This is a genomic window from Thermoplasma acidophilum DSM 1728 (assembly GCF_000195915.1).
GTDB classification, from domain to species: Archaea; Thermoplasmatota; Thermoplasmata; order Thermoplasmatales; family Thermoplasmataceae; genus Thermoplasma; species Thermoplasma acidophilum.
This window is the reverse complement of sequence record NC_002578.1, coordinates 269,444-290,898: the sequence shown is the minus strand read 5'-3', so window position 1 is coordinate 290,898 and position 21,455 is coordinate 269,444. Positions and strand designations below refer to the sequence as shown.

General features: G+C 41.1%; 17 protein-coding genes. All 17 read right to left on the bottom strand.

Annotated elements, in window-relative coordinates:
• Nucleotides 1-28: 28 nt before the first annotated feature.
• Nucleotides 29-2,179, bottom strand: a complete 2,151-nt coding sequence (locus tag TA_RS01415; RefSeq protein ID WP_010900704.1) for an ABC transporter substrate-binding protein — start codon at nt 2,177-2,179, stop codon at nt 29-31.
• Nucleotides 2,180-2,499: 320 nt separating this feature from the next.
• Entirely contained in the window at nt 2,500-2,646 is a 147-nt protein-coding gene (locus tag TA_RS08295) for a hypothetical protein (RefSeq protein ID WP_241761869.1), read from the bottom strand.
• Between the two features lie 29 nt (nt 2,647-2,675).
• Nucleotides 2,676-2,978, bottom strand: coding sequence for a transposase (locus TA_RS08290; protein ID WP_010900703.1), 303 nt, complete (start codon nt 2,976-2,978; stop codon nt 2,676-2,678).
• Nucleotides 2,979-3,029: 51 nt separating this feature from the next.
• On the bottom strand, nt 3,030-3,407 hold the full coding sequence (locus TA_RS08285; protein ID WP_010900702.1) for a hypothetical protein: 378 nt from the start codon (nt 3,405-3,407) through the stop codon (nt 3,030-3,032).
• A 248-nt stretch (nt 3,408-3,655) separates the two neighbouring features.
• Nucleotides 3,656-7,639, bottom strand: a complete 3,984-nt coding sequence (locus TA_RS01400; protein ID WP_083808300.1) for an ABC transporter substrate-binding protein — start codon at nt 7,637-7,639, stop codon at nt 3,656-3,658.
• 965 nt (nt 7,640-8,604) lie between these two features.
• Nucleotides 8,605-8,946: a hypothetical protein gene (locus TA_RS01390; protein WP_010900700.1), complete on the bottom strand. Its 342-nt coding sequence runs from the start codon at nt 8,944-8,946 to the stop codon at nt 8,605-8,607.
• Nucleotides 8,921-11,089 (bottom strand): dipeptide ABC transporter ATP-binding protein, encoded by a 2,169-nt coding sequence (locus TA_RS01385; protein WP_048161501.1) that lies wholly within the window; start codon nt 11,087-11,089, stop codon nt 8,921-8,923. The genes TA_RS01390 and TA_RS01385 overlap by 26 nt, the downstream gene beginning before the upstream one ends.
• 1 nt (nt 11,090) lies before the next feature.
• Nucleotides 11,091-13,211, bottom strand: a complete 2,121-nt coding sequence (locus TA_RS01380) for an ABC transporter permease (RefSeq protein ID WP_048161499.1) — start codon at nt 13,209-13,211, stop codon at nt 11,091-11,093.
• A 2-nt stretch (nt 13,212-13,213) separates the two neighbouring features.
• Nucleotides 13,214-14,191 carry an ABC transporter permease gene (locus TA_RS01375; RefSeq protein ID WP_048161497.1) on the bottom strand — a complete coding sequence of 326 codons (978 nt, stop codon included), beginning with the start codon at nt 14,189-14,191 and terminating at the stop codon, nt 13,214-13,216.
• A 136-nt stretch (nt 14,192-14,327) separates the two neighbouring features.
• Nucleotides 14,328-14,729 (bottom strand): PH domain-containing protein, encoded by a 402-nt coding sequence (locus tag TA_RS01370; RefSeq protein ID WP_048161492.1) that lies wholly within the window; start codon nt 14,727-14,729, stop codon nt 14,328-14,330.
• Nucleotides 14,722-15,666: an oligopeptide/dipeptide ABC transporter ATP-binding protein gene (locus TA_RS01365; protein WP_010900695.1), complete on the bottom strand. Its 945-nt coding sequence runs from the start codon at nt 15,664-15,666 to the stop codon at nt 14,722-14,724. Before TA_RS01365 ends, TA_RS01370 begins: the two co-directional genes overlap by 8 nt.
• Nucleotides 15,659-16,624, bottom strand: coding sequence for an ABC transporter ATP-binding protein (locus TA_RS01360; protein WP_010900694.1), 966 nt, complete (start codon nt 16,622-16,624; stop codon nt 15,659-15,661). The genes TA_RS01365 and TA_RS01360 overlap by 8 nt, the downstream gene beginning before the upstream one ends.
• A gap of 10 nt (nt 16,625-16,634) precedes the next feature.
• A complete protein-coding gene (locus tag TA_RS01355) occupies nt 16,635-17,483 on the bottom strand; it encodes an ABC transporter permease (RefSeq protein ID WP_394295368.1) in 849 nt (282 codons plus the stop codon).
• Nucleotides 17,484-17,560: 77 nt separating this feature from the next.
• On the bottom strand, nt 17,561-18,592 hold the full coding sequence (locus tag TA_RS01350) for an ABC transporter permease (protein ID WP_010900692.1): 1,032 nt from the start codon (nt 18,590-18,592) through the stop codon (nt 17,561-17,563).
• Between the two features lie 155 nt (nt 18,593-18,747).
• A complete protein-coding gene (locus TA_RS01345; RefSeq protein WP_048161488.1) occupies nt 18,748-18,957 on the bottom strand; it encodes a hypothetical protein in 210 nt (69 codons plus the stop codon).
• Nucleotides 18,950-19,102, bottom strand: coding sequence for a hypothetical protein (locus TA_RS08075; protein WP_156778460.1), 153 nt, complete (start codon nt 19,100-19,102; stop codon nt 18,950-18,952). The genes TA_RS01345 and TA_RS08075 overlap by 8 nt, the downstream gene beginning before the upstream one ends.
• Before the next feature lie 63 nt (nt 19,103-19,165).
• Nucleotides 19,166-21,412 carry an ABC transporter substrate-binding protein gene (locus TA_RS01340; protein WP_010900690.1) on the bottom strand — a complete coding sequence of 749 codons (2,247 nt, stop codon included), beginning with the start codon at nt 21,410-21,412 and terminating at the stop codon, nt 19,166-19,168.
• Between the last annotated feature and the right edge of the window lie 43 nt (nt 21,413-21,455).

The following is a 21,455-nucleotide window of genomic DNA, read 5'->3' as shown; positions in this document are numbered from 1 at the left end:
AAAAATCTAATTTAATATCCGCCGGTGTTCAGCCTAAAAATGGCATGAATGACAGCTTCGTTTCGGCTGAAAGGATCATGTCTTCGAAGAGGGAGAACTGACTCAGGCCGGATATTTCCAGAACGGTGTACTTTTTGGCAAGCGCCTTATCCCCAAGTATCGTGCCATTGGGCAGTGTCACGAAGAACTTCCCCTGCTGACCAGCGAGATTTAAGTAGTATTCTGCCTTCGTAATGTTGTACTGCTGTGGACTCAACCCAGCAGTAGCATTATCATAGTATGAAGCGAACTGAGGGCTAATAGGGCCTATATAATTCTGGGCAAGGTACTGGCTATTATAGTAATACGGGTGCTCTATCTCAGAGTAATTCAATGCATAAACAACCGCTTTTCTGAAATCGAGTATGTTAGTTGGATATAGCTGGGTGTTCATCGACCAGGGTATCACACCGGGATTTGCCCCAAAGTTTTTGAAAAAGGAGCTTAGAGGTAACGAACTGTAAGGAGAGGCCCCAGCGATTGAAGAGATGTAAGGTATGCTCACGTAGCTGATCTGATAATCATTATCCAGAAAACCGCTGACACGGCCGGAGTGTTCTATTCCGTAATCGAGGATGAGCGTTGGGATGTGTGCGGGTTGCGCCACTGCAGGAAGATCATTGTTCGCCCAGTATGATCTTCCCCAGTAATGCGGGTTTGAAACTAAGGTTATTGAGGAAAGCGATGCACCAATTGCGGAAATACTGTATGGGCCCGTTCCTGGCATACCACTTGCATCTATGTATTCATTTGTACCGTCAGCAGTTACGCCGCCATGAGAATCTATGAATATGGGATCGGCTATGTTGCCCCACCATTCTGCTATATCAGAAAGGAAGAATCTGTACGGGTATATGGTATTCATATCAACCTTATACGATACTTCGCCGGGCCTATAGCCAGGAACTGAAACAGCTTGATTCGTATACGATATCAAGGCCGCCTGAGTGGCGTTGCTCCATGGATCGAAGTGCGAGAGCATGTTCGCCAGAAATTCCGCAGCAAACTTCACATTTGATGCGTTCGTATTGGAATAATTTGTTGGGAATGGAAACTGCATCCAGCTAGGTTTGCCGGTCGTGTTGTAAACGTACCGCATCGCATGCTCGAATCCCCAGGGAATCGAGTATGGCGCGGTATATTCGTATGAGGTCGAATTGAAAAGCAGATCAGCGTAGTTGGCCACAGATGGACCCTGCGCCATTACTATTGTTCTGTAGAAGGAAAACCAGACCGTGGTGGCATTTACAGGATCACCGTTGCTGAATGTTACATTCTTCCTTATATTGAAGGTGTAGTTCTGATATAGGTGGGTGCCGGTGCCAACCGAATAGTTCGATGCTATTACCGGTACCACCTGCAGGTAATTGGTCCCGTTGAGTTCTACCAGTTGCTGATAAACCGCTGTGAACAGCGGTCCGTCCTCTATATCAAAGCCAACAGATGGATCAAGAAAATCCGGTGGAGATATTGCTCCATCCGCAGCGACGTCAGTGAGAACGCCGTCTGTCGGGGCTTTTATTCCATTAACGTTATAGCTGTAATTATAAGACATCATGTTGTAGAAATATGTGTCGTAAGGGTTGTAAGTGAAATTATTAACGTAAGGTTGGACAAAGAAATATGTATCGGGATTCGGGAACCAGATGTACGGCGTCAGATTGTATATTATGTGATAGGCCTCAACGACCTGCTTCATCTGCTGGGTTAGATTGGTTTCAAACATAATCTGCGGGTACAGTGAATTGAGGGTCGAATTATCCAGCCAGGCCATGTTGTAACCTATAGCACCGCCATCAAATGATGCAGTTATCGGAATTAGCTGCTGACCCACCGGATCAGGCCAGTCGGGGAACCAGCCAAAGCCCACAAAATTTGGAGTGCCATTTGGCGTCAGATAGCTGCCTATGACCGTGGGAGAGACCAATTGTATACTCACTGGAAGCCCTATGGCTCTGAGATCCTGTTCCATTACAGAAAGCTGAAATGTCTGGATACTGGATGGATTTGTGAAAGTCGTGAGATACATCGTCTTGAGGTTAGTCTTAACCTGATGCGTGTACTCATATCCAAAGAATCCACCAATACCTGCTATGATAAGCACTATTGCAATTACCAAAGCCATGATAGACCTTTTCATACATGCCGATGAAAATCCTTGTATAAAATTGTTGCGCGCAGATCAACTCAGATTATGTATAGATAAACGGATTCATATCGGCACATTATTATTGTATATATAGAGCCATAGGGTGTCCCATGTTTTAGCAAACGACGATTTTCATTATCTTCCTCGACCTGTTTCCCGTTTTCATATTTGATATAACCATGAGGTTGTATGCAATTATTTTCAATACAATTGCATTATCATAGTTTCTGTTAATAATGTTCGGCATTTGTCCAACCATTTTGGAAAAATGAGACATCCTATATATAGAGCAAAAGAGGATGTCCTATGTTTTAGCGAACGATGATCGTCATTATCTCCCTCGTCCTTTCTCCTGTCCTTATATTTGATACGATCATTAGGTTATAAGCGATCGCCTTTAATCCATCCGCTGTATCGTAATCCCTGTTCTTAACATACCAGATGTTCTCCGCATTCATTATACCTTTAAGTATTGAGAATGTACGCTCTATCTCCCATCTAAGTGAATATAACTAAGAGTATTCCTTCTTGAGGTCAATTCCGATTTCCGGTTAACGGATAACCGTTCAGGCACGATGCCTCTCCTCTTACTGGTATCTATTATCGGAATGGAATGCGTGTTCTCGAATACGTAATCGTATATCTCGGATATATGGTATGTGGAATCTGCAAGTATGTATGCGAAGTTCCTGATTGAATCTATCAGCCTGTGCGATACACGGGAATCATGTATGTTACCTCTGGTAACGATACAGTCAATGATAAGGAGCGAAACCACATCCAAGGACATGTGGCACTTCCTTCCGTATGACCATCCCCTCGTTTTTCGGACAGCCCTGATCTAGGATCCTTGTAATTTCCCCATACCCTTCTCCTCATGGCAGTTGAATGCTTGCATGTGTATCTTGAAGGAATCCATAGTTGCGGTTTCCTTCAACGAATAGAGGGAAGCGATCTCCATGTTTATTGCATGCAGATCGAGTTTCCGAGATCTCCTTGATAACGTCTGGAATGGTTGTATTTCACGAATACCTACAAGGTCAAGATACCCCCTATTGTTAAGCAGAAATGCCCTCGAGGATCTGTAGGATATTCCGAATATCTGCAGAAGGATGAGAATTTTAACAATCTGCCTGTCCGTATACTTTCTCTTCCTGACATCGGGCAAAACAATATTATCTATGATATCCATTATCAATGGGATATACTTCCCCGGCATATCCCAGTATTCCCATTCTGTTAATAATGTTCGACGTTTGTGCGGCTATTCTGAAAAGCCGAGACACCCTAAAATACTAGTCAAAACAATATTATTAAATGTTATGCTTTGGACCTGATGATCAGTTATCACGGATGAAACGTATTCAAATTATTTAGCGTCCGGGCTATGTATTTATAACGGCTAGCTTCTAAAATTCAGATAATAATAATATGAAAAAAATTTATAAATTATATAAGAAAAACCTATTATGGCTTTCTTCTACCTATCGCGTATAATGCTATAAAGGCAACAGATATCACAGCAAGGACTCCTATTACTGCATATGCATATGATGGAACTGAAACGATTTTTTGTGTAACCGTTACCGTTTTTGTCTTGGTTATTGTATGGATGAAGCTCGGTAATACATAGAAAGTGTATGTGAAGGTCTTTATATATCCTCCTCCATTCATAGTCACCGTTATTGTGACAGGCGTTATCACAGTAACATTAGGAGCGGTATAACTTAACATAAATGTACCTGATGGAGATGTTGTACCCGATGTGCTAGAAACAGTGCCGGCGGAAACACTTACTGAAAACGGTATATTTGGAGAATACGGACCATATGGGGTATTCCAAGTAGAGTTGATGTATAGGCTATATGTAGTATTTGAAATTATGAAACTTTCGTTATCGACTGTAGTCTGATTGGCGAAATAGGCTGAAAGAACGGGCACTATGAACGGATGAGTAGTGTTATTAAATACAAACGGAGTTGCCTGAACATATGTAACATTACTCGAATCTGGACCGGAAATGCCTATGACAAATTCATCGAAGGGTATGTAATATTGTGAAGTATATGGCATCGGAGCATAGCCAACTACATTTCCATTAAGGTAGACAGGCTGATACAAAGATACATTAAACGTGGCCGTAGCTATTCCAGTCTGGTTCGTTTCAACGCTTATGGTAGGCATGTTGCTTGATCCAAAGTATTCATTGGGATTAAAGCCCATTCCGGCACCTCCCAGGAAATAGCCCCTATTAGCGCCTAGGGCATTTTGTGCTATCAGACTAACCGTGTAGTTTGCAACTGGTTTACCAGATTTTGTCACGTTTATTATTATTGTAGATGTTCCCATATAGTTTGTTTTTTGATTCATCACGGTAACCGATATATTTGGAACTACGGTCTGATTTGTTATAATGACTGGTATTTCAAAGGGCTGAGCAACTCCAAATCCGCTGGGGTTGAATTCTGATGTCAATTCTCCTAGATCCATATAACCAGCTTCGCCGGCCATTGGTGCACCGGCGGCATAATCACCAAGGTATAAATACGTCGTGAAATTCCCGCCATTCAATGTAAAGTTAAAGGATGAATTCTCCTGAACCATAACCGATACTTCGCCGTTAGATCCTGTAACTCCAGAAATGGAAGTCATATTCATATCGTACACCGGATAGCCTGTACTGTTAAGTCTTATCGCTATACCGCCGTAGTTGCTCAATACCTGCTGTACTGTTTGATTCTTCGAGGTGTTCTTTAGCATAAGCGCTGCGTCAAACGCCTGTATCTTATAATCATACCCAGAAAGGGGCTCCCCTGTTTCAGCATTAACAATAGTCATATTGAAATACGCCTGCGAACCTTTTGTTAGAGTCTTAAGCGGTGTGAATTCAAAAGCTACAGGGTACGGTGAAACATCGATGTTCGCATATCCTATCCCCGATATTTCGTTAGATGAGGTAGGCAAGGCTGAGACCGTGAAGGTTATATCTCCCATGTAATCTTTAGTATATATTAGGGTATTCTGGGGTAATACGCGGAATTCAAACGTGTAAATTCCAGCGGAATTTGTCGTGCCTCTGTAAGAAGTTATATTAACTAGTGCACCAGAAGGTGAATAACCAATACTTACAGGAACTCCAGACATCGGATTTCCATATTGGTTTCTCACCTGGATTGTTAAGTTCCCAAATTGTCCATCATAGTATATCCTTTTGTTTGAAATGATGCCCACATTTAGTTTTACTGGTACCGTTATAGGAATAGTAACTGGAACATGCGTTTTTAAGTGCAGTGTCATAAAGTTCCAATACCAGAAGGATGCTATTGGATCGGAATCATGTATTATTCCAGTAAACGTACCGTTATCTATCGGTATTATTGATATGGTATAGCCAAGATTTTGGAATGTGGCTTCTTCAGCTTGTATCCACTGTATAGCATCCGAAAGTTCATGCTCGTAATGTACATTCGTTTCCACGAACATCATGCTCGTTAGGTTATTCATTATCTGATCTATCTGGGCACCATTGTATGTTGTTCCGACCTTCAATCCCGGATAAACATTGGTTATATTCGGACCGTTATATGTTATTTTTGAATACGGCCCGAGATAAAAGCCTGTTCCAATTCCCAATTGATTGTTAAATGCTATAAAGTCTGGCGCTGGATTCCCTGCTATCCCAGTTATTCCTAAGTTTATCACACTGAATGATGTCTGATCGGATGGAGTCAAGCTTACAAGGTTGCCCACAAGTGTGGCGAATGCCTCTTGTTTAACAGTGGTATGTATTCCTAGGGCGTCCCAGTTCGAAGCTATTATGTCTGCTCCCTCAACACCTAATGGATCCTCAGAAGCAACGGTTATCTGAATGCTTATCGTTACGGCTTTGCCTTTATAATAAAGCGTTCCACCTGGGCTGTAATAGTGGAGACCGCCTGCAGAACTGTACGAAAGTGCCCCACTTGTTTCATTTATGGTTTCATTTATCATCTCTGCAGCTTTCTTCATATTAAAGTGATAAAAAGGGATATTTGTGTACTGCCATGCGGAATCCGAAACGGGTATGGTTGTCGAGGGACCCGGTATTGCATAACCTTCAGCAACGACGCTTGCCAAATAGGTCTTTGGAATGGCGTATTCTAAAGCCTGTCTGAGTGTCGTTATATTAAACGGAGCATTTCCAGGATAGGAATTGACCTGCTGATATCCATACCCTGTCCCGGGCTTATCATATAGATAAGTATGTGGTATAGTCTGTATTGTTGGGACGAATGTAGGCGGTATTTCGAGTATGGACTGAACCTCACCACTCTGGAGAGCTGAAACAGCAGCTGAGTTCGATGTGAAAACAAGCGTCTTTATAGAATACAGCCTTGGGGCCCACTGCGCTAGTGACGGAACATATTGAGCAAAATAGTGGGGATTAACATACAGTTGCCAATAGTCCGCATAGATCCACGCACCTGGAGGCTGACCATAACCTGCATACATCATATATGGACCGGTACCAACTAGACCGGGCGCATAACCTGTCACCGAATTCCAATTCATGTCCCAGGAATTGTAAGCACTGCTAGCAGGTGCAGTAGGCGTATAGTTCCAGAGACCTGGAACGGAAGACCAATCATGTTTTATCCATATGTGATAAGGTAGAATTGGGGTATCAAGCGTCGTTGAGATAAATAAAGCATTCTGTGCGCTCAAATAAAATTCCACGGTAAGATTGTTAACCGGAACAACATTAACTACGTCTTGAAATTCTCCGGAGTAATCTAAGGCATCAAATAATATCTTCCAAGACAATATCACATCGGCAGATTGTAAATAGTATGTTTTCATCGTTATGTTTGTCCATGTTTCATTTTTTCCGACTAGCACATTATAGTATTTTTTATACGTATGAGAATATGGCACTCCTGTAGCGTTATTGAATGCCGTATAATTCGTAAAAACGTACGTATCTGATGCATTAGCTGCAGTCCAATCATCCCATTGAACGCCTGGCCTGAGATTTACTAAATATATGAAATTAACTGGCATGACAGTTCCAGTCAATGGATCGAAGGTAGTAATACTCTTATTGGTCACATTATATTCCTGTGCAGAAGAAGCTAGCCAGGGTCCATATGTTTCATTTGGGAAGAAATTATACAGCGAATCATATATTTCATCAAGCAACATAAAGTCATATAATGATGTAGCATCGAATATGTTCAAATGCTGTATATTATTGACCGTAGCTTGAACATAAGTACCGCCGGTATAGTTAGGATCGCTGAAAATAGTACCTGAAGATGAATACGCATTTGCTTGCACATTTTGAGGTTGCGCGATGCCAGAAACTGACTGTTGCGCCTCGGATAGGGCCACGAAGGAAGTACCGATGAAAATCGCTGTAATCAATACAACTCCAATCACAATGAACTTATTCCAACTCTTTCTATCGTTCATCTTTGAATGTAACAGAATGATTATATATAATTTTTTTTACATGCAAATCCTAGGCATTGACAATTTAATTCTTGACAATTATACTCATAAAATGATTGTTTATATTCATTAAATATTATAATATAATAAACTCCAAAAAACAATATGGATGTTTCTTCCTTAGCCTTACGATCAACATATATACACCCATTGAAGCCAATTATACTAAAATGGTACAAAAAAAGTCGAAGCAGAAGGCCATTCCGGCACCAGAACATCTGATCAGTTTGAGTACGATAGAATCAGACAATTATTATCAGACATTTATGAGAATGATGCATTAGAAAACTGAAAGCATAATTATGATAGAAATATAATGATTGTATGGCTTTACTTCAGCAATGATATTCCTCTCAGATCCACAGATATTAAGTAAATTCTATTTCAGAACAGCATCTATGGACTTCTTAGGGTATCTTGGAAAGCTTTCCGGATATGGATACAATATTACTTCGAGGAAATATCGCATAGGATAGAAAAAGAACGTCTTATCTTTAATAAGATCATAGATCAATTCATGGCAATGGCAAGGTAGATCATTATCATGGTATCAGACCGCACAAGATATTCCATTTATTGAGGCAGATCATTGATATATGATCGCAAAGGCATTTAGAAGCAACCATAGCATAGTACGCACAGACCAATGGTGGAACATCTATATGCATTCTTAAAGGGTATGATCCACTTATTCCATATCATGGTTGAGGCGTACGGATAATGAGATAAGGATATACTTCGTCACATAGCGCTTCATAATATTATAAGAGCAGGATTCCCTAATTGCGAAGAGTAAGCCATAGACCTCAGGAAAAACGGTGCTGGAATGGAAGTAAAATCGACCCAATAAGAACGACTTGGAAGCTATTACACCTAGATTTCACAATCATTCCTATGAGCCATCGAAAATTTCAGGGAATCTCAGTTCATATGAAAAAATTAAGTATATAGCCTACAAGCATACATAAGGAACCAATGCCTATAAAGATGCCCGTCAGAAGGAGCTGTTTTTTGTTTATATATATAATATCTTCATTTTTTAATGGCATACCCGCCTTCATGACTTCTGCCACATATTTTTTGGAGCCAAAGCTTGACCAGGCCCCATAAAATATTACAGATATACCATAAATAAAAATAATAAGTGGCATCGCATCAAATGCATCCTTATTTCCTTGGATATTAAATACTAGAGAAAGTATTAATAAGAATACCAGAATAGTAAGCGGTATAGATGATAATTTAAGAATTGGGTGATTTTTGGCCATTTTTTATCGCCATAAGTTCATCTTGCGAGAAGTGGCAAAGATACCAATGATCTTCCGCCCCTTTGACTGTTGGGGGATTATCTTTGCATATGTCCTGCCTATATATGCATCTATTATAGAATCTGCATCCTTTAGGAACATTTATTGCATTTCCTATTTCTCCAATAATATCGATTTTCGATGGATCCCAATCACTGAATGGAGTAGGTATTGCCTTTATAAGCGCCTTCGTATAAGGATGGAGCGGTTCATTTATTATAGCGTCAGCAGATCCCATTTCTACAGCTTTCCCTAAATACATAACTAATATTTTATCTGACATATAATATGTAGAAGCTATATCATGAGATATGTACACCATAGTTATTCCTTCTTTTGATCTTATTTCTTTCATCATATTCATAAACGAAGCCCTGATTGAAACATCCAGCATAGAGGTGGGTTCATCGGCTATTATGAATTCTGAATTCAATACCAATGCCCTTGCAGTTGCTACCCTTTGCCTTTCTCCTCCGGAAAGCTCATGAGGGTATCTGAATAAATAATTTTCCACAGGCTTTAGAGACGCCTTTGCCAGTGCGATTTTCACCAGATTTAATATTTCTAAAGGATTTTTATATATATCATCTTTTTCTTTGTTCCCTTTATGATATCTTCGAGCTATTATAGGCTCTGCTACTATATCATATACAGTAAGCTTTGGATTAAGAGAATCGTATGGATCCTGAAATATCATCTGCGTTTCTTTACGGATGGACGATCTCATCAGTTCTGATTCACTTGTAGTTGGAGTGATCTCAACGTCACCATTCGAAAATGAATAGGTGATCTTACCAGCCGTAGGCGAATACAGGCCCAGAAGGGTCTTGCCAAGAGTTGTCTTCCCTGATCCTGATTCACCAACAATTCCAAGAATTTCTCCCTTTCTTATTGCGAATGTTATATCGTCAACAGCTCTAACAAATCTTTTTTCCCTTTCGAAAAGTGCCTTGGATATTGATTCCTTTATTTCGAAATATTTTACAAGATCCTTTACTTCAACCATCGAACTCTGTTGAATCACGTGATACGGCTCTGTTTTTACATCACTTTTATCTGACTTCTTTATAGAATCCCAGTAAAAACAGGCAGAATAATGATTATCTTCGACTTTTATCAATTCCGGTTCTTCTTCTCGGCATACATCCCTAGCCATATAACATCTATCAGCAAATTTGCATCCTTTGCCTATCTTCATGGGATCGGGCAATGATCCAGGTATGCCTTCAACATATCTTTTGGCATTCCTTATACTTGGATAGCTTCCTATAAGTTTATAGGTATATGGATTTGCCGTATTTTGAAATATTCTAGATTTTTCCCCATATTCAAACACTTTCCCTGCGTATAAAACCATAACTTCATCGGCTAACTGAGAAACGACACCCAAATCATGGGATATTAATATAAGCGATTTTATTTTACCATTCTCCTTTAATTTCTTGAGTTGAGATATTATTTCAGCTTGAGTTATAACATCTAGACCTGTTGTGGGCTCATCTGCTATAACAATATCTGGATCCAGAGATAGCGCCATGGCAATCACTGCTCTTTGTTTCATTCCACCGCTAAGCTCATGTGGATACATATCTAGTACCGAAATGTTAAGGCCAGCCATTCTGAGAGCTTCCTCTACCTTTTTTTCTATTTCATCATTATCCAAAGTTGTGTGTATTTTAAAAACCTCAAACATCTGTCTTCTGATGGTGTAAACGGGATTAAAAGAATTCATGGCACCTTGGAAGACCATAGAAATATTTTTCCATCTTATATTTCGAAGATTATCTTCAAGAATTTTTCTTGCCTTTTTCTTCTTTGCATTATTGATTATCACGTCTGAAATGTATTCTGTGCCCTTAAGATAGATCGAGCCTCGCATCATGGCATTTTCTGGTAATAAGGACATTATGGATAGCGCAAGAGTGCTTTTTCCTGAGCCGGACTCACCAACTATACCTAAAAATCTACCTTGCTTCAAATCGAACGATACATCGCTCAGTGCATGAACTATGCCGCTATAGGTTTTAAATTCAACTGAAACATTCCTCACGCTAAGTATAACTTCATCCTGATTTTGTTTTTCTAATCTTTCATTTTCTATCATTTTATCTCCTCTGGCTTAATCTAGGATTGACAACTTCATCTAGCCCTCTTGAAACGAATATAAATGCGAAGATAAAGAGAGTTAATGCAACTATTGGAGGAATAAACCACCATGGTGCAATTATCAGATCAAAGTAGTCACTGTAAAACCCGGATAACATTCCGCCCCATGTTGGAACGTTTAGTGGAGCCACTCCAAGTATCTGTAGAGTGGAAACGGCGGCTACAGCACCGCCTATGTTTATTGCGGTTAAGTATACGAGGATAGGCGTTATATTTGGAAGCATGTGCTTTCTCAATATATACATCGTAGACGCACCAGAAATTTTAGCGGCCTCTACAAAAGCCCTGCTTTTCAAGCTTCGTATTATACCTATAAGGGTAAATGTTGGAAAAGGCCAACTCAGGAATGTAAGCACCGCAATCAGCCCAATTAACGAAGGCCCCACTATACTGGCCACAACTATTAAAAGTGGGAGTCCTGGAATCAGGTATACGGCGAGCGAGAAAGTTTCTACAAGTGAACTAACGATGCCAGTGAAATAGCCTATCAGCATACCTATAACCATTGAGATAAGCAGTATCCCTATACCAACAACAACACCTATGTATAAATCTGTTGGGAAGCTTCCTATGAATAAAGACCAAACATCTTTGCCATGATCAGTGGTGCCTAGGAGAAGTGGGCCTCCAGCGGGAACATTAAGTGTTGGAGGCAATGGATTCAGGTCTTTTCCATTTACTGAATATATGTTAAGCTTATTTCCAACAAGCATTGCAATGGATTCTCTTGCACTTTCAGGATTTACAAAGAATTGTGGTTTTGATATGTGGGTATTGAGATTGGTAAACCATGCGAATGGTTCACTACTTGTTAAATATTCAGCCATAATCATATATCCACTGTCATCATAAACTAGAAAATCCAATTGATCGGAGCTTATCCTATTTAGTGACGCCGGTATACTTACTGATTCCGATATTTTATCAGGTGCGCTAAGTACCGTAAATAAACCTTTTGTCAATACAATAAAGGCTGAGGGGAAACCGCTTTCCCCTTGGGTACTAGCTATGGCTAATACAGAGTCCTTTCCTGTATAAATGGTTCCATAGCTACCATTTTCGGGATATATACCAAAAACATCATTTCCCGAAACAGAAAATATCATGTTATATGGTTTTGAAATTGACTGATAAGCGAATGGAATATAAATTTGAGTTATATTTGCGGGCAATGATAGATCCCATTTGAGTTTGCCAGTCATTGAATAAGCCAATAAATTGTTTGAATAATTAACCAAAATGAGTTGATTTGGAATATCTGCTGTGTCAAAAAGCGAACCGTAAAAATGAAGCGAATCTGGGCCAACACTATGAGGCAATTTAATTGAAAAAACCTGTTTCATAGATGAAAGATAATAAGATGTCAGATAAAAACCAGAAGTCGTAGATCCGTTCTCAATGATCAGGTAAGCTGGTCTGTAAGTTTCATCGTTGAATTCAGGAATTCCGCTCTGATATGTAGAATAGGAATACGCACTGGAAATAAAATCGATCACATTGCTCGCATTAATATCTGACCAACTAACGGAAGGGTTCCCACTTCCTGGAGTTCCACTTGGCCAGACAACTTTGCCTATAAAAACTGTTGTTTCATTTGAATCAATGAGATACGTGTTAAGTTGAAGAGTACCGCTTATAAGGTATTCATTATAATTACCTATTGAATAGACTTTCAATGGCATCAAACCTGTTGAATTTAGTAAATGATAAATGGCACCATTTTCTCCTATACTCACTATGTTAGTTTTATTGTTGAAGTAAAGAAGATAACTACCGTCTGGATTCGATGTTGATGAAAAAGGCCCATAAAAATTGCTGGCACCAATGTTCAGGCTCTTTTCAAGACCAGCAGTATAGAAATCCTCCTGCGGGACAATATAATTATTTGGATTGTTGTGAATAATAATTAATGGGCTTATTAGGGATATTATAACAAATATCATAACTAATATGAAGCCCACCTTCCCATAGGCTGATGAGTAGAAAATCTTCCAGTCCTTTTTAAGATTAGATATCGTGAATCTAATTCTTTCCTTTCTAAAATTATAATTGCTCTTCATTTCTACACCTTGATTCTTGGATCTAACCAAGCATGAATAAAGTCTATGGCAGAATAAGCCAATATAACTATGATTGAAATCACAAAGAGAGCCCCTTCACTTACAGGATAATCTTCTTGAAGTGTTGCATCATAAAGAACAGTACCCATTCCGTGTATTGAGAATATTACTTCGACTATCACAGCCCCACTCATTAAGAAAGCGAATTCAAGGGCCATTCTAGTGGAAACAGGTATCATGGCGTTTCTAGCCGCATGATGAAACATTATACCCCGTTCACTTACTCCTTTCGCACGCGCTGTTGTTATAAAATCTTCACCAAGAACTGATACCATGGCAGCACGCATGGTTAACAGATGCCCTGCAGCTTCTACTATAACCAGGACTATGATAGGCATAGCGAGATAATAAAGAATCAACTCGATACTCTTCAAAGTTGGATGTACAATATACGAAATAGGGAATATTGATCTCAACGGAAATATGTGAAGATCCCCCGCAAGATAAACAAAGAAAATAATAGCAAAAACAAAGAATGGTATAGAATTGAGAAGCGTACTTGCAGTTATAATGCCGCTCTCAGATTTTTTACCCCTCTTAAACGATGTGTATATTCCTAACGGGATCCCTATTGCAAAAGAAATGACTGCAGCTGAACCAAAAAGCAGAAGAGTATAAGGCAATGCCTGCTTAATGACAAAAATTACGCTTTGACCCGTATAATAGTCTTCGCCAAAGTTAAATGTAAACATATCTCTAAGATAGATGAGAAAATTTGTCAAGCTAAATTTCCCACCGTATAGGCCAAGTTGTTTTTCAATTGTAATTTTTTCCTGTTCTGTAGGATGCTTTAAACCGTGCAGGAAAAGGTCTACGGGACTCCCTGGCATAATCCTGAATACCACGTAAAGTATCACCACGACAAATATAATCAGAACGACATCTTGTATTATTTTTCTGGTTATTACGTATATGTTCATCGACAAATATTGTAACAAAAATACCTATTAAAAATTTAGTAGACTCATTCACTATAATACCATACAAATATTAAAATATCCATCTGAAAACCCATCTTCTAAAAAGATATAAGAAAAGTACCAAAATATAAGAAAACTAGTCGGTTCTGGCTCTTCCAATACGATCCTCTATCAGATTCAAGAATTCCTTCCCATTATTCAAATCACGAACGGCAATCGCCTCCTTTGGCGTAATTATGTATACGGATGACAGCCCAAACCTTCTCTGAAGAAATCCTTCAGTCATAAAAACATCGCGGATATTATGATAGTATATTAAATTCGACTTGAGAGGCGATTTCACATGTACGCCGTCATCTTCCAGCGTATATTTTGTTGAATACTTATAGACTTCGTAAATTGCCGTTAGTCCGAGCCATGTTGCAACAAATATGAGATAATTATAGATGTTCTTAGAGCTGATCTCAAGTACGCTGGAAAAGATCAACAGAGCGATCACGCTCTTGATCGTAGTTTTTGCATATCCCTTCTTATTCATACAGCCAGCATGCCACCTGATAATTCTGCCCCTGACTTATCAGAGGTGGTTCTTCTTTCCTGCATTTTTCCATAACAAATGGGCATCTGGGGTTAAAACGGCAGCCCTGTGGAAGATTTATCAGGCTCGGCACATCGCCGACAGGCGGTTTCACATCCTTAACATCAACCGTCGGAACGGAACTTAGAAGCAATTGAGTATAGGGATGCAAAGGCTTGGAAAGGACCTCTGAAGTCGGCCCATACTCCACTATTTTGCCAGCGTATAATACCACTATATAGTCTGATATGTATTTTGCTACCAGTATATTATGAGTTATAAATATATATGTCATCTTATACTCTGTCTGCAGGTCGACGAGAAGGTTCAAGACCTGTGCCTGTATTGATTCATCCAGAGCTGATGTTGGTTCATCGAGAACTAGCAGTTCCGGCTTCTTCATCAACGCACGTGCGATCGCAACCCTCTGAACCTGCCCTCCCGAAAGTTCCCTGGATTGCTTGTCCTTGACCTCGTCGTATGAAAGACCTACCTTCAGAATGACCTCCTTTATGGCGCCTTCGTCAAAGTGCCCAAGAGGTTCAGAAACTATGTCCTTCACCTTCATTTTAGGGTTCAATGATGTGGCAGGGTTCTGGAATACCATATCCACCTGCTTCCTTATCTTTGGGTACTCTGACTTAGTGACCCTAGTGCCCTTGAAGTAGAGTTCGCCATCTGTCGGAGTCTCCAAGGTTACCATAACCTTGCCCATGGTCGACTTACCGGAACCGCTTTCCCCAACAACACCTATGACGTTCCCATCCATTATTGATATGCTCACATCGTCTAGCGCCCTGACATATATTTTCGGAACCTTAACAAGAGCGTCTATCAGACCACGTTTCTGGGCCAGATAATATTTCTTTACATTTTTAAGAGAGTATATCTCACTCATACAGCCAACACCTTATCAATCTGTTATCCTTCTTTATGTAACTGGGTTCCTCCTCAAAACACCTTTCGAATGCAAACCTGCATCTCGGGGCAAATTTGCAGCCCTTTGGCAACGACAGATATGAAGGTGGATACCCCGGTATGGAATACAGCTTCCCTGAATGCTTTGGTGAAGATGGAATGCTTGCAAGCAATCCGGATGTGTACGGGTGCAGGGGATTTTTAACGATTTCAACGGTCTGCCCCTGCTCCATAACCCTTCCTGCATAAAAAACGAGCATGCGATCGGATAAAACGTAGGCAAGGCCAACATCGTGCGTGATGAAGATGATTGTCATCTTTGTATCTCTGTTGAGATCCTTCAACAGTTTCACTACCTGCGCCTGAATTGTGACATCAAGTGCAGTGGTAGGTTCATCTGCAATCAATAATTTTGGTCTTAGAAGAAGCGCCATGCATATAACTACCCTCTGTACCTGCCCACCAGAAAGCTCATGGGGATACCTTATCAGAATTTTCTCAGGGTCCGGCAATCTTAGGCTCTCCAGGGCTTTAATTACCTCTTTCCTTGCCTCTTCGAAAGTCATCTGTATATTCATTCTGCTGTTCCTGATGGCAAGGGCCTCCATGAGCTGCTCCTCAATCCTCTTCACCGGATTCAGGCTGTTAAGTGGGTTCTGAAAAATCATGAATACGGTCGTTCCCCTGATCTTGGTCATCTCCTTCTCTGAGAGCTTCAGAACATCTACACCGTCCAGCACAACTTCGCCGGATGTGATTCCAACAGGCGGAAGCATTCTGGATATGACCTGCCCAAGCGTAGATTTTCCAGAAGCAGATTCGCCGACCAGCGAGACAAGCTCCCCCTGATCTATGTCAAGATTTAGATCGTCGATGACCTTGTACTTGCCAGCTACTGTATTGTACCATACGTTCAGATGCTTAATGCTTAACAACATCGAAATGCACCTAGTAGTTTATCCTGTTTGAAACGATATCCTGCATTCTGTCTCCTACGAGCACGAAGCCTATCACTATTATAAGTATTGCCAGGCCCGGAAATACTGCATACCACCATCCTGTGGGCAGAGTACCCACACCGTTAGATGCCATTGATCCAAGTTCCGGTATTGGTGGCTCTAATCCTATACCCAGAAAGGCTAATGTTGAATATGTGAGTATGACGTTTCCGAAATCTAGAGCCGCATAGGCAACAACCGGATCTATTGAATTTATGAAAAGATAGCTGAAGAATAGTTTTGCGAATGAAACATTTCCTAACTTCGCAGCCTGCACGAAGTCCAGATTCTTGATTCTCAGCGTTTGCGCTCTGAAGAACCTTGCGTATATAGGCCACCACACAATTACAAGTGCAAGTATTACGCCGCCAAGCGTTTCATGAAACAGGACTGATAACGCAATCACCAGTATAAGTGCGGGCAACGACAAGAACGCATCTGTTATCCTCATTATAACTTCATCGAGGTAGCCGCCCCTATACCCCGCGATGATTCCGAACAGTCCGCCAAGAAGAACACCCGACAATACTACAATAATCGAAATATAGGCATCCCTAGGCATCGCGTATAGCATCCTTGATAGTATATCCTCACCATTTGCATTTGTCCCCAATAGATATGTGCGATCCGGGGGGTGAAGACCCACAACCAAATTGTATTTAAAAGGGTCATGTGGTAGCAACGCTATTGCAGGACCGGATATACCGAAAAAGACTTCAAGTAAACCCTGTATGATTGACCATCCCAAAAACGCTACAACTATAACGAGACCAAGGACGGCAGAAGGATCCTTTATCATTATCTTGAGATAAGCGATCGTCCTGTTCTGCGTCTTTGGTTTTTTCTCTACAACGTTAGTTACAACATTACTTTCTGTCATTCCAGCCTCACCCTTGGATCCAGTATTCCGTACAATACATCAGCCACAAGATTAGCTACAATTACAGCGATCGCTATTATTATCGTAGTCCCCAGTATGCCAGGATAGTCCAGGTTGTAAACTGCCTGAACAATATAATAACCCATACCGTGGTAAGAAAATATATCCTCTATCACCACAGCTCCACCCATAGCGTAAGCAAATGCAAGCACTATATAAGTTACCAAGGGAATCGCAGCATTTCTCAAAGCCACCCCGTATACCGCTTTTCTCCGGGGTATTCCTTTCATGATGGTCAAACGGAAATAATCCATATCCATTATATCAAGCATGGTGGATCTGGTTAACCTTGTGATAACACCGAAGGATAGCAAAGCAACAGAAAGGGTTGGGAGTATCATATGATGTATAACACTTGAGGCGTAAACCCAGTCATGGGCGTATATGGCGTTTAGAAGCGGAAATGCCAATACATTTGGGGGAGGTTTCAGAGTAGGGTTAACCATGCCAGTAGCTGGAAGAAGCTTCAAATCATAGGCTATGTAAAGCTGCAGAACAGCGGCAAGTAAGAATGTGGGCATCGACCATGTGGCAAGGTAGAGACCCTTGATCGTGTAATCTGCAGGTTTTCTTCTTCTGGCTGCTGCATATGCTCCTGTAAAGAGGCCTATTATGACGGATAACACTATGCCTGTCAGGACAAATTCGAGTGTGATCGGCAGATACTCGCCTATCAATTTTAAAACTGGCTGATCGTGAAGGTAATCATATCCAAGATTCCCAATGAACACGTCCTTAATGTAATTTATCACCTGATCATATATAGGCAGATTCAGACCATATTTTTTCTCGATACCGATGAGCTCAGACTGCGATGCATGAGGATTGCCCGCATACAGTCTCGCTAAAGCCAGTGGATTAGGAGCTATAATATGTATAAGTGTGAATATGAACACAATAAGAATCAGAAGCGTGAAAATTGCATATATTGCCCTTCTTATTATGAATGCAAGTGTTCTGCTATCCATGCAGAGGCAATATGGAAATTGATCTAATAAAGTTTATCTAGCGAATGCCTAACATAAACCACGAAATTTTTTGGCAGTATCGAGTATACATCTTCAAGATATAAATTATAGTATTGGTGTAATATAAATATATATCAATCATTCTAAAAGGCACATTATTTCTTCATATATTCATTAAATAGCCGATCACGAATTTTTAGTAGCTCAACTGGCGGATCACTTCCTTTTTTGATCCTATAAAGCGATATTAAACCTGATACTCTCATGATCCTTTTCTTTATCTCCAACTGCTTCTCTATGATATCCCTATCAAGAGCCGAGGATTCGGATGAAAGCCTCACCAATTCCTTCATTTTGTCATTCATGATCTTCACCAAGTTCGGCTAGCAACTCATTTTCGATCGCAGATAATTCCTCAAGATCGCTGTTTAATTTCTTTATAATTTCCTTTTTTCTTTCAATTTCATTATTGAGTTTCTTTTCCATAACAGCTAATTCTTCTTCCCTCATAAAAAATTAAAATGAATTTGAATACAAAAATTTTATCAAAAATAGTAAAAAATTTTACTTTCATTAGAATATTCTTACCGGCGCCATGAGCATATTGTCCAGTAGGTTGCCAACGGTCAGGACTATCTGTGCGGTCGTACTGGACGACGACACATCACCTAGCTTCGTACCGTTTGGTAGCGTTACGAAGAAGTGCTCCTGCTGACCGGCTATGTTGAGGTAGTGCTCTGCAAGTGTTATGTTGTATGTAGGCGGCTGAAGTCCCTTTGTAGCATTATTGTAGAAGTTGGCGAAGCCCGGAGATATTGGACCTATGTAGTTCTGAGCAAGGAACAATTTTGTTCCATTGGCGAATGTGTAATAGAAAGGCGTATTCAATGCGCTATAGTTCGTACCATACCAGAGGGCCATCCTGAAGTAAGTGTTGTTAGTTGGATACAGGTAATTGTTCATAGATATGTAGAATACTGCCGGATTCGCACCGAAATTGATAAAGTAGTCTTTCAAGGGTATGTTCTTGAATGCACCCTGACCTATTATGGAACCTAGATATGAAGAGCTCACCACCGATATCTGGTATGTGTTGTCCAAGAAACCGCTGACCCTTCCAGAGTGATCAATCGTGAAGTCCATCACCACTGTGCCTATGTGTGCGGGCTGCGCCATTGCAGGAAGACCACCATGACCTGGCATGCTCCAGTAGGCCTTGCCCCAGTAGTTGGACGCCATTGTGAGCGTTACCGTTGACAGCGATGATCCAACACCGCTTATGTAGTATGGACCGGTGCCAGGCATTCCATTAGCATCGGTGTAGTTGTTAGGCGCTGTTGCAAGGACGCCATCATGAGTGTCTATGAATGCCGGATCGGCTATGTTACCCCACCACTCTGCCATATCCTGTAGGAAGAACGGGTAAGGCTTCAGGAGCTGTATCGTAACGTTCAATGAATGCGCATTCAGTGCTGCGCTGTTAGAACCATACATCGCTACAGTCTTGTTGTAGTTGGGCACGTACAGGGCCTGGTTCGGGTAAGATATCAAAGCTGCCTGAGTAGCGTTGCTCCAAGGATCGAAGTGGGAGAGCATGTTCGCCAGGTAGTCCGCAGCGTATACTGTGTTGGAAACGTTGAGGTTCGAATATACATTCGGATACGGGAAGCTTATGCCCGAGTTAAGTGATGTGTTGTTGGCAACTGCACGCATTGCATGCATCCAGCCCCATGGAAGCGAGTATGGAGCGGTTGCTGCATATGCTGATGCGTTGAACAGCATTCCAGCGTAGTTGTCAACGGAGACACCCTGGGCCATCACGAGTGTACGGTACAGCGAGAACCATACCGTTGTGGCGTTGACCACTGTTGAGTAGTTTGTTGCACTACCATAAACTCCAAATGACGGAGCATCGAAGTATACACCGCTTCTTAGGGTTATGTTGTATATCCTGTAGGCTACGTTCGGATTGCTTGTGTTGGTCGCATCCTTTGCTGGAGTCTGCGCTATGACGGGCACAACCGGTTCATAGTTCGTACCGTTGAGTTCATAGAGCTGCTGGAAGGCTGCGGTGAACATTGGACCATCCTGTACAAAGAATCCATGCGATGGGTCGAGATAGTCAGGAGGAGCAAGTGAGTCACCTACGGCCGCATCGTTTAAAGCGTATCCACCTGATCCATTGGATGGAAGAGTCATTCCGTAATCGTGGGCAAGCGTTGAATTGTAGTTCATCATGTTGTAATAGTGATTCTCATACGCGTTGTAAGTGAAATTCGTTATGTATGGCTGCACGAAGAAGTATGTGTCCGGGTTAGGAAGCCATATGTAAGAATACTGGTCATAGAATACCTTGTAGAGCTGCACGAATTCCTGCATCTGCTGTGTCTTGTTGCTGTTGAAAACTATAGCTGGGAATGCTGAGTTCAGAGTCGTGTTGTTAACCCAGGCCATGTTCGCTCCATATGCGCCACCGTTAGAGTACGTAGCCATTGGCCACATCTGCTGTGCCACAGGATCAGGCCAGTCTGGCAGCCATCCAAGATCAACAAACTGCGGTGTTGATGTTGGCGATAGCCATTCACCTTCTACTGTCGGCGAGACCAGCGATATACTTATTGGAAGACCAAGTGCCTTATAATTGCTCACAAGCTCGTCCAGTTCGAATGTCGCCAGTGCGTTCAACGGGGACAGTGCCGTTATGTACATTTTTGGCAGGTTAGTCTTGACCGGATGTGTATACTGGTATCCCAGATATCCACCAACTCCAGCTACGACAACGACTACCACTATAATCGCAACTAAAGCTGTCTTATTCATCAAACATTTATCAAAATTCTGCTATTTTAACCTTTGCATATAT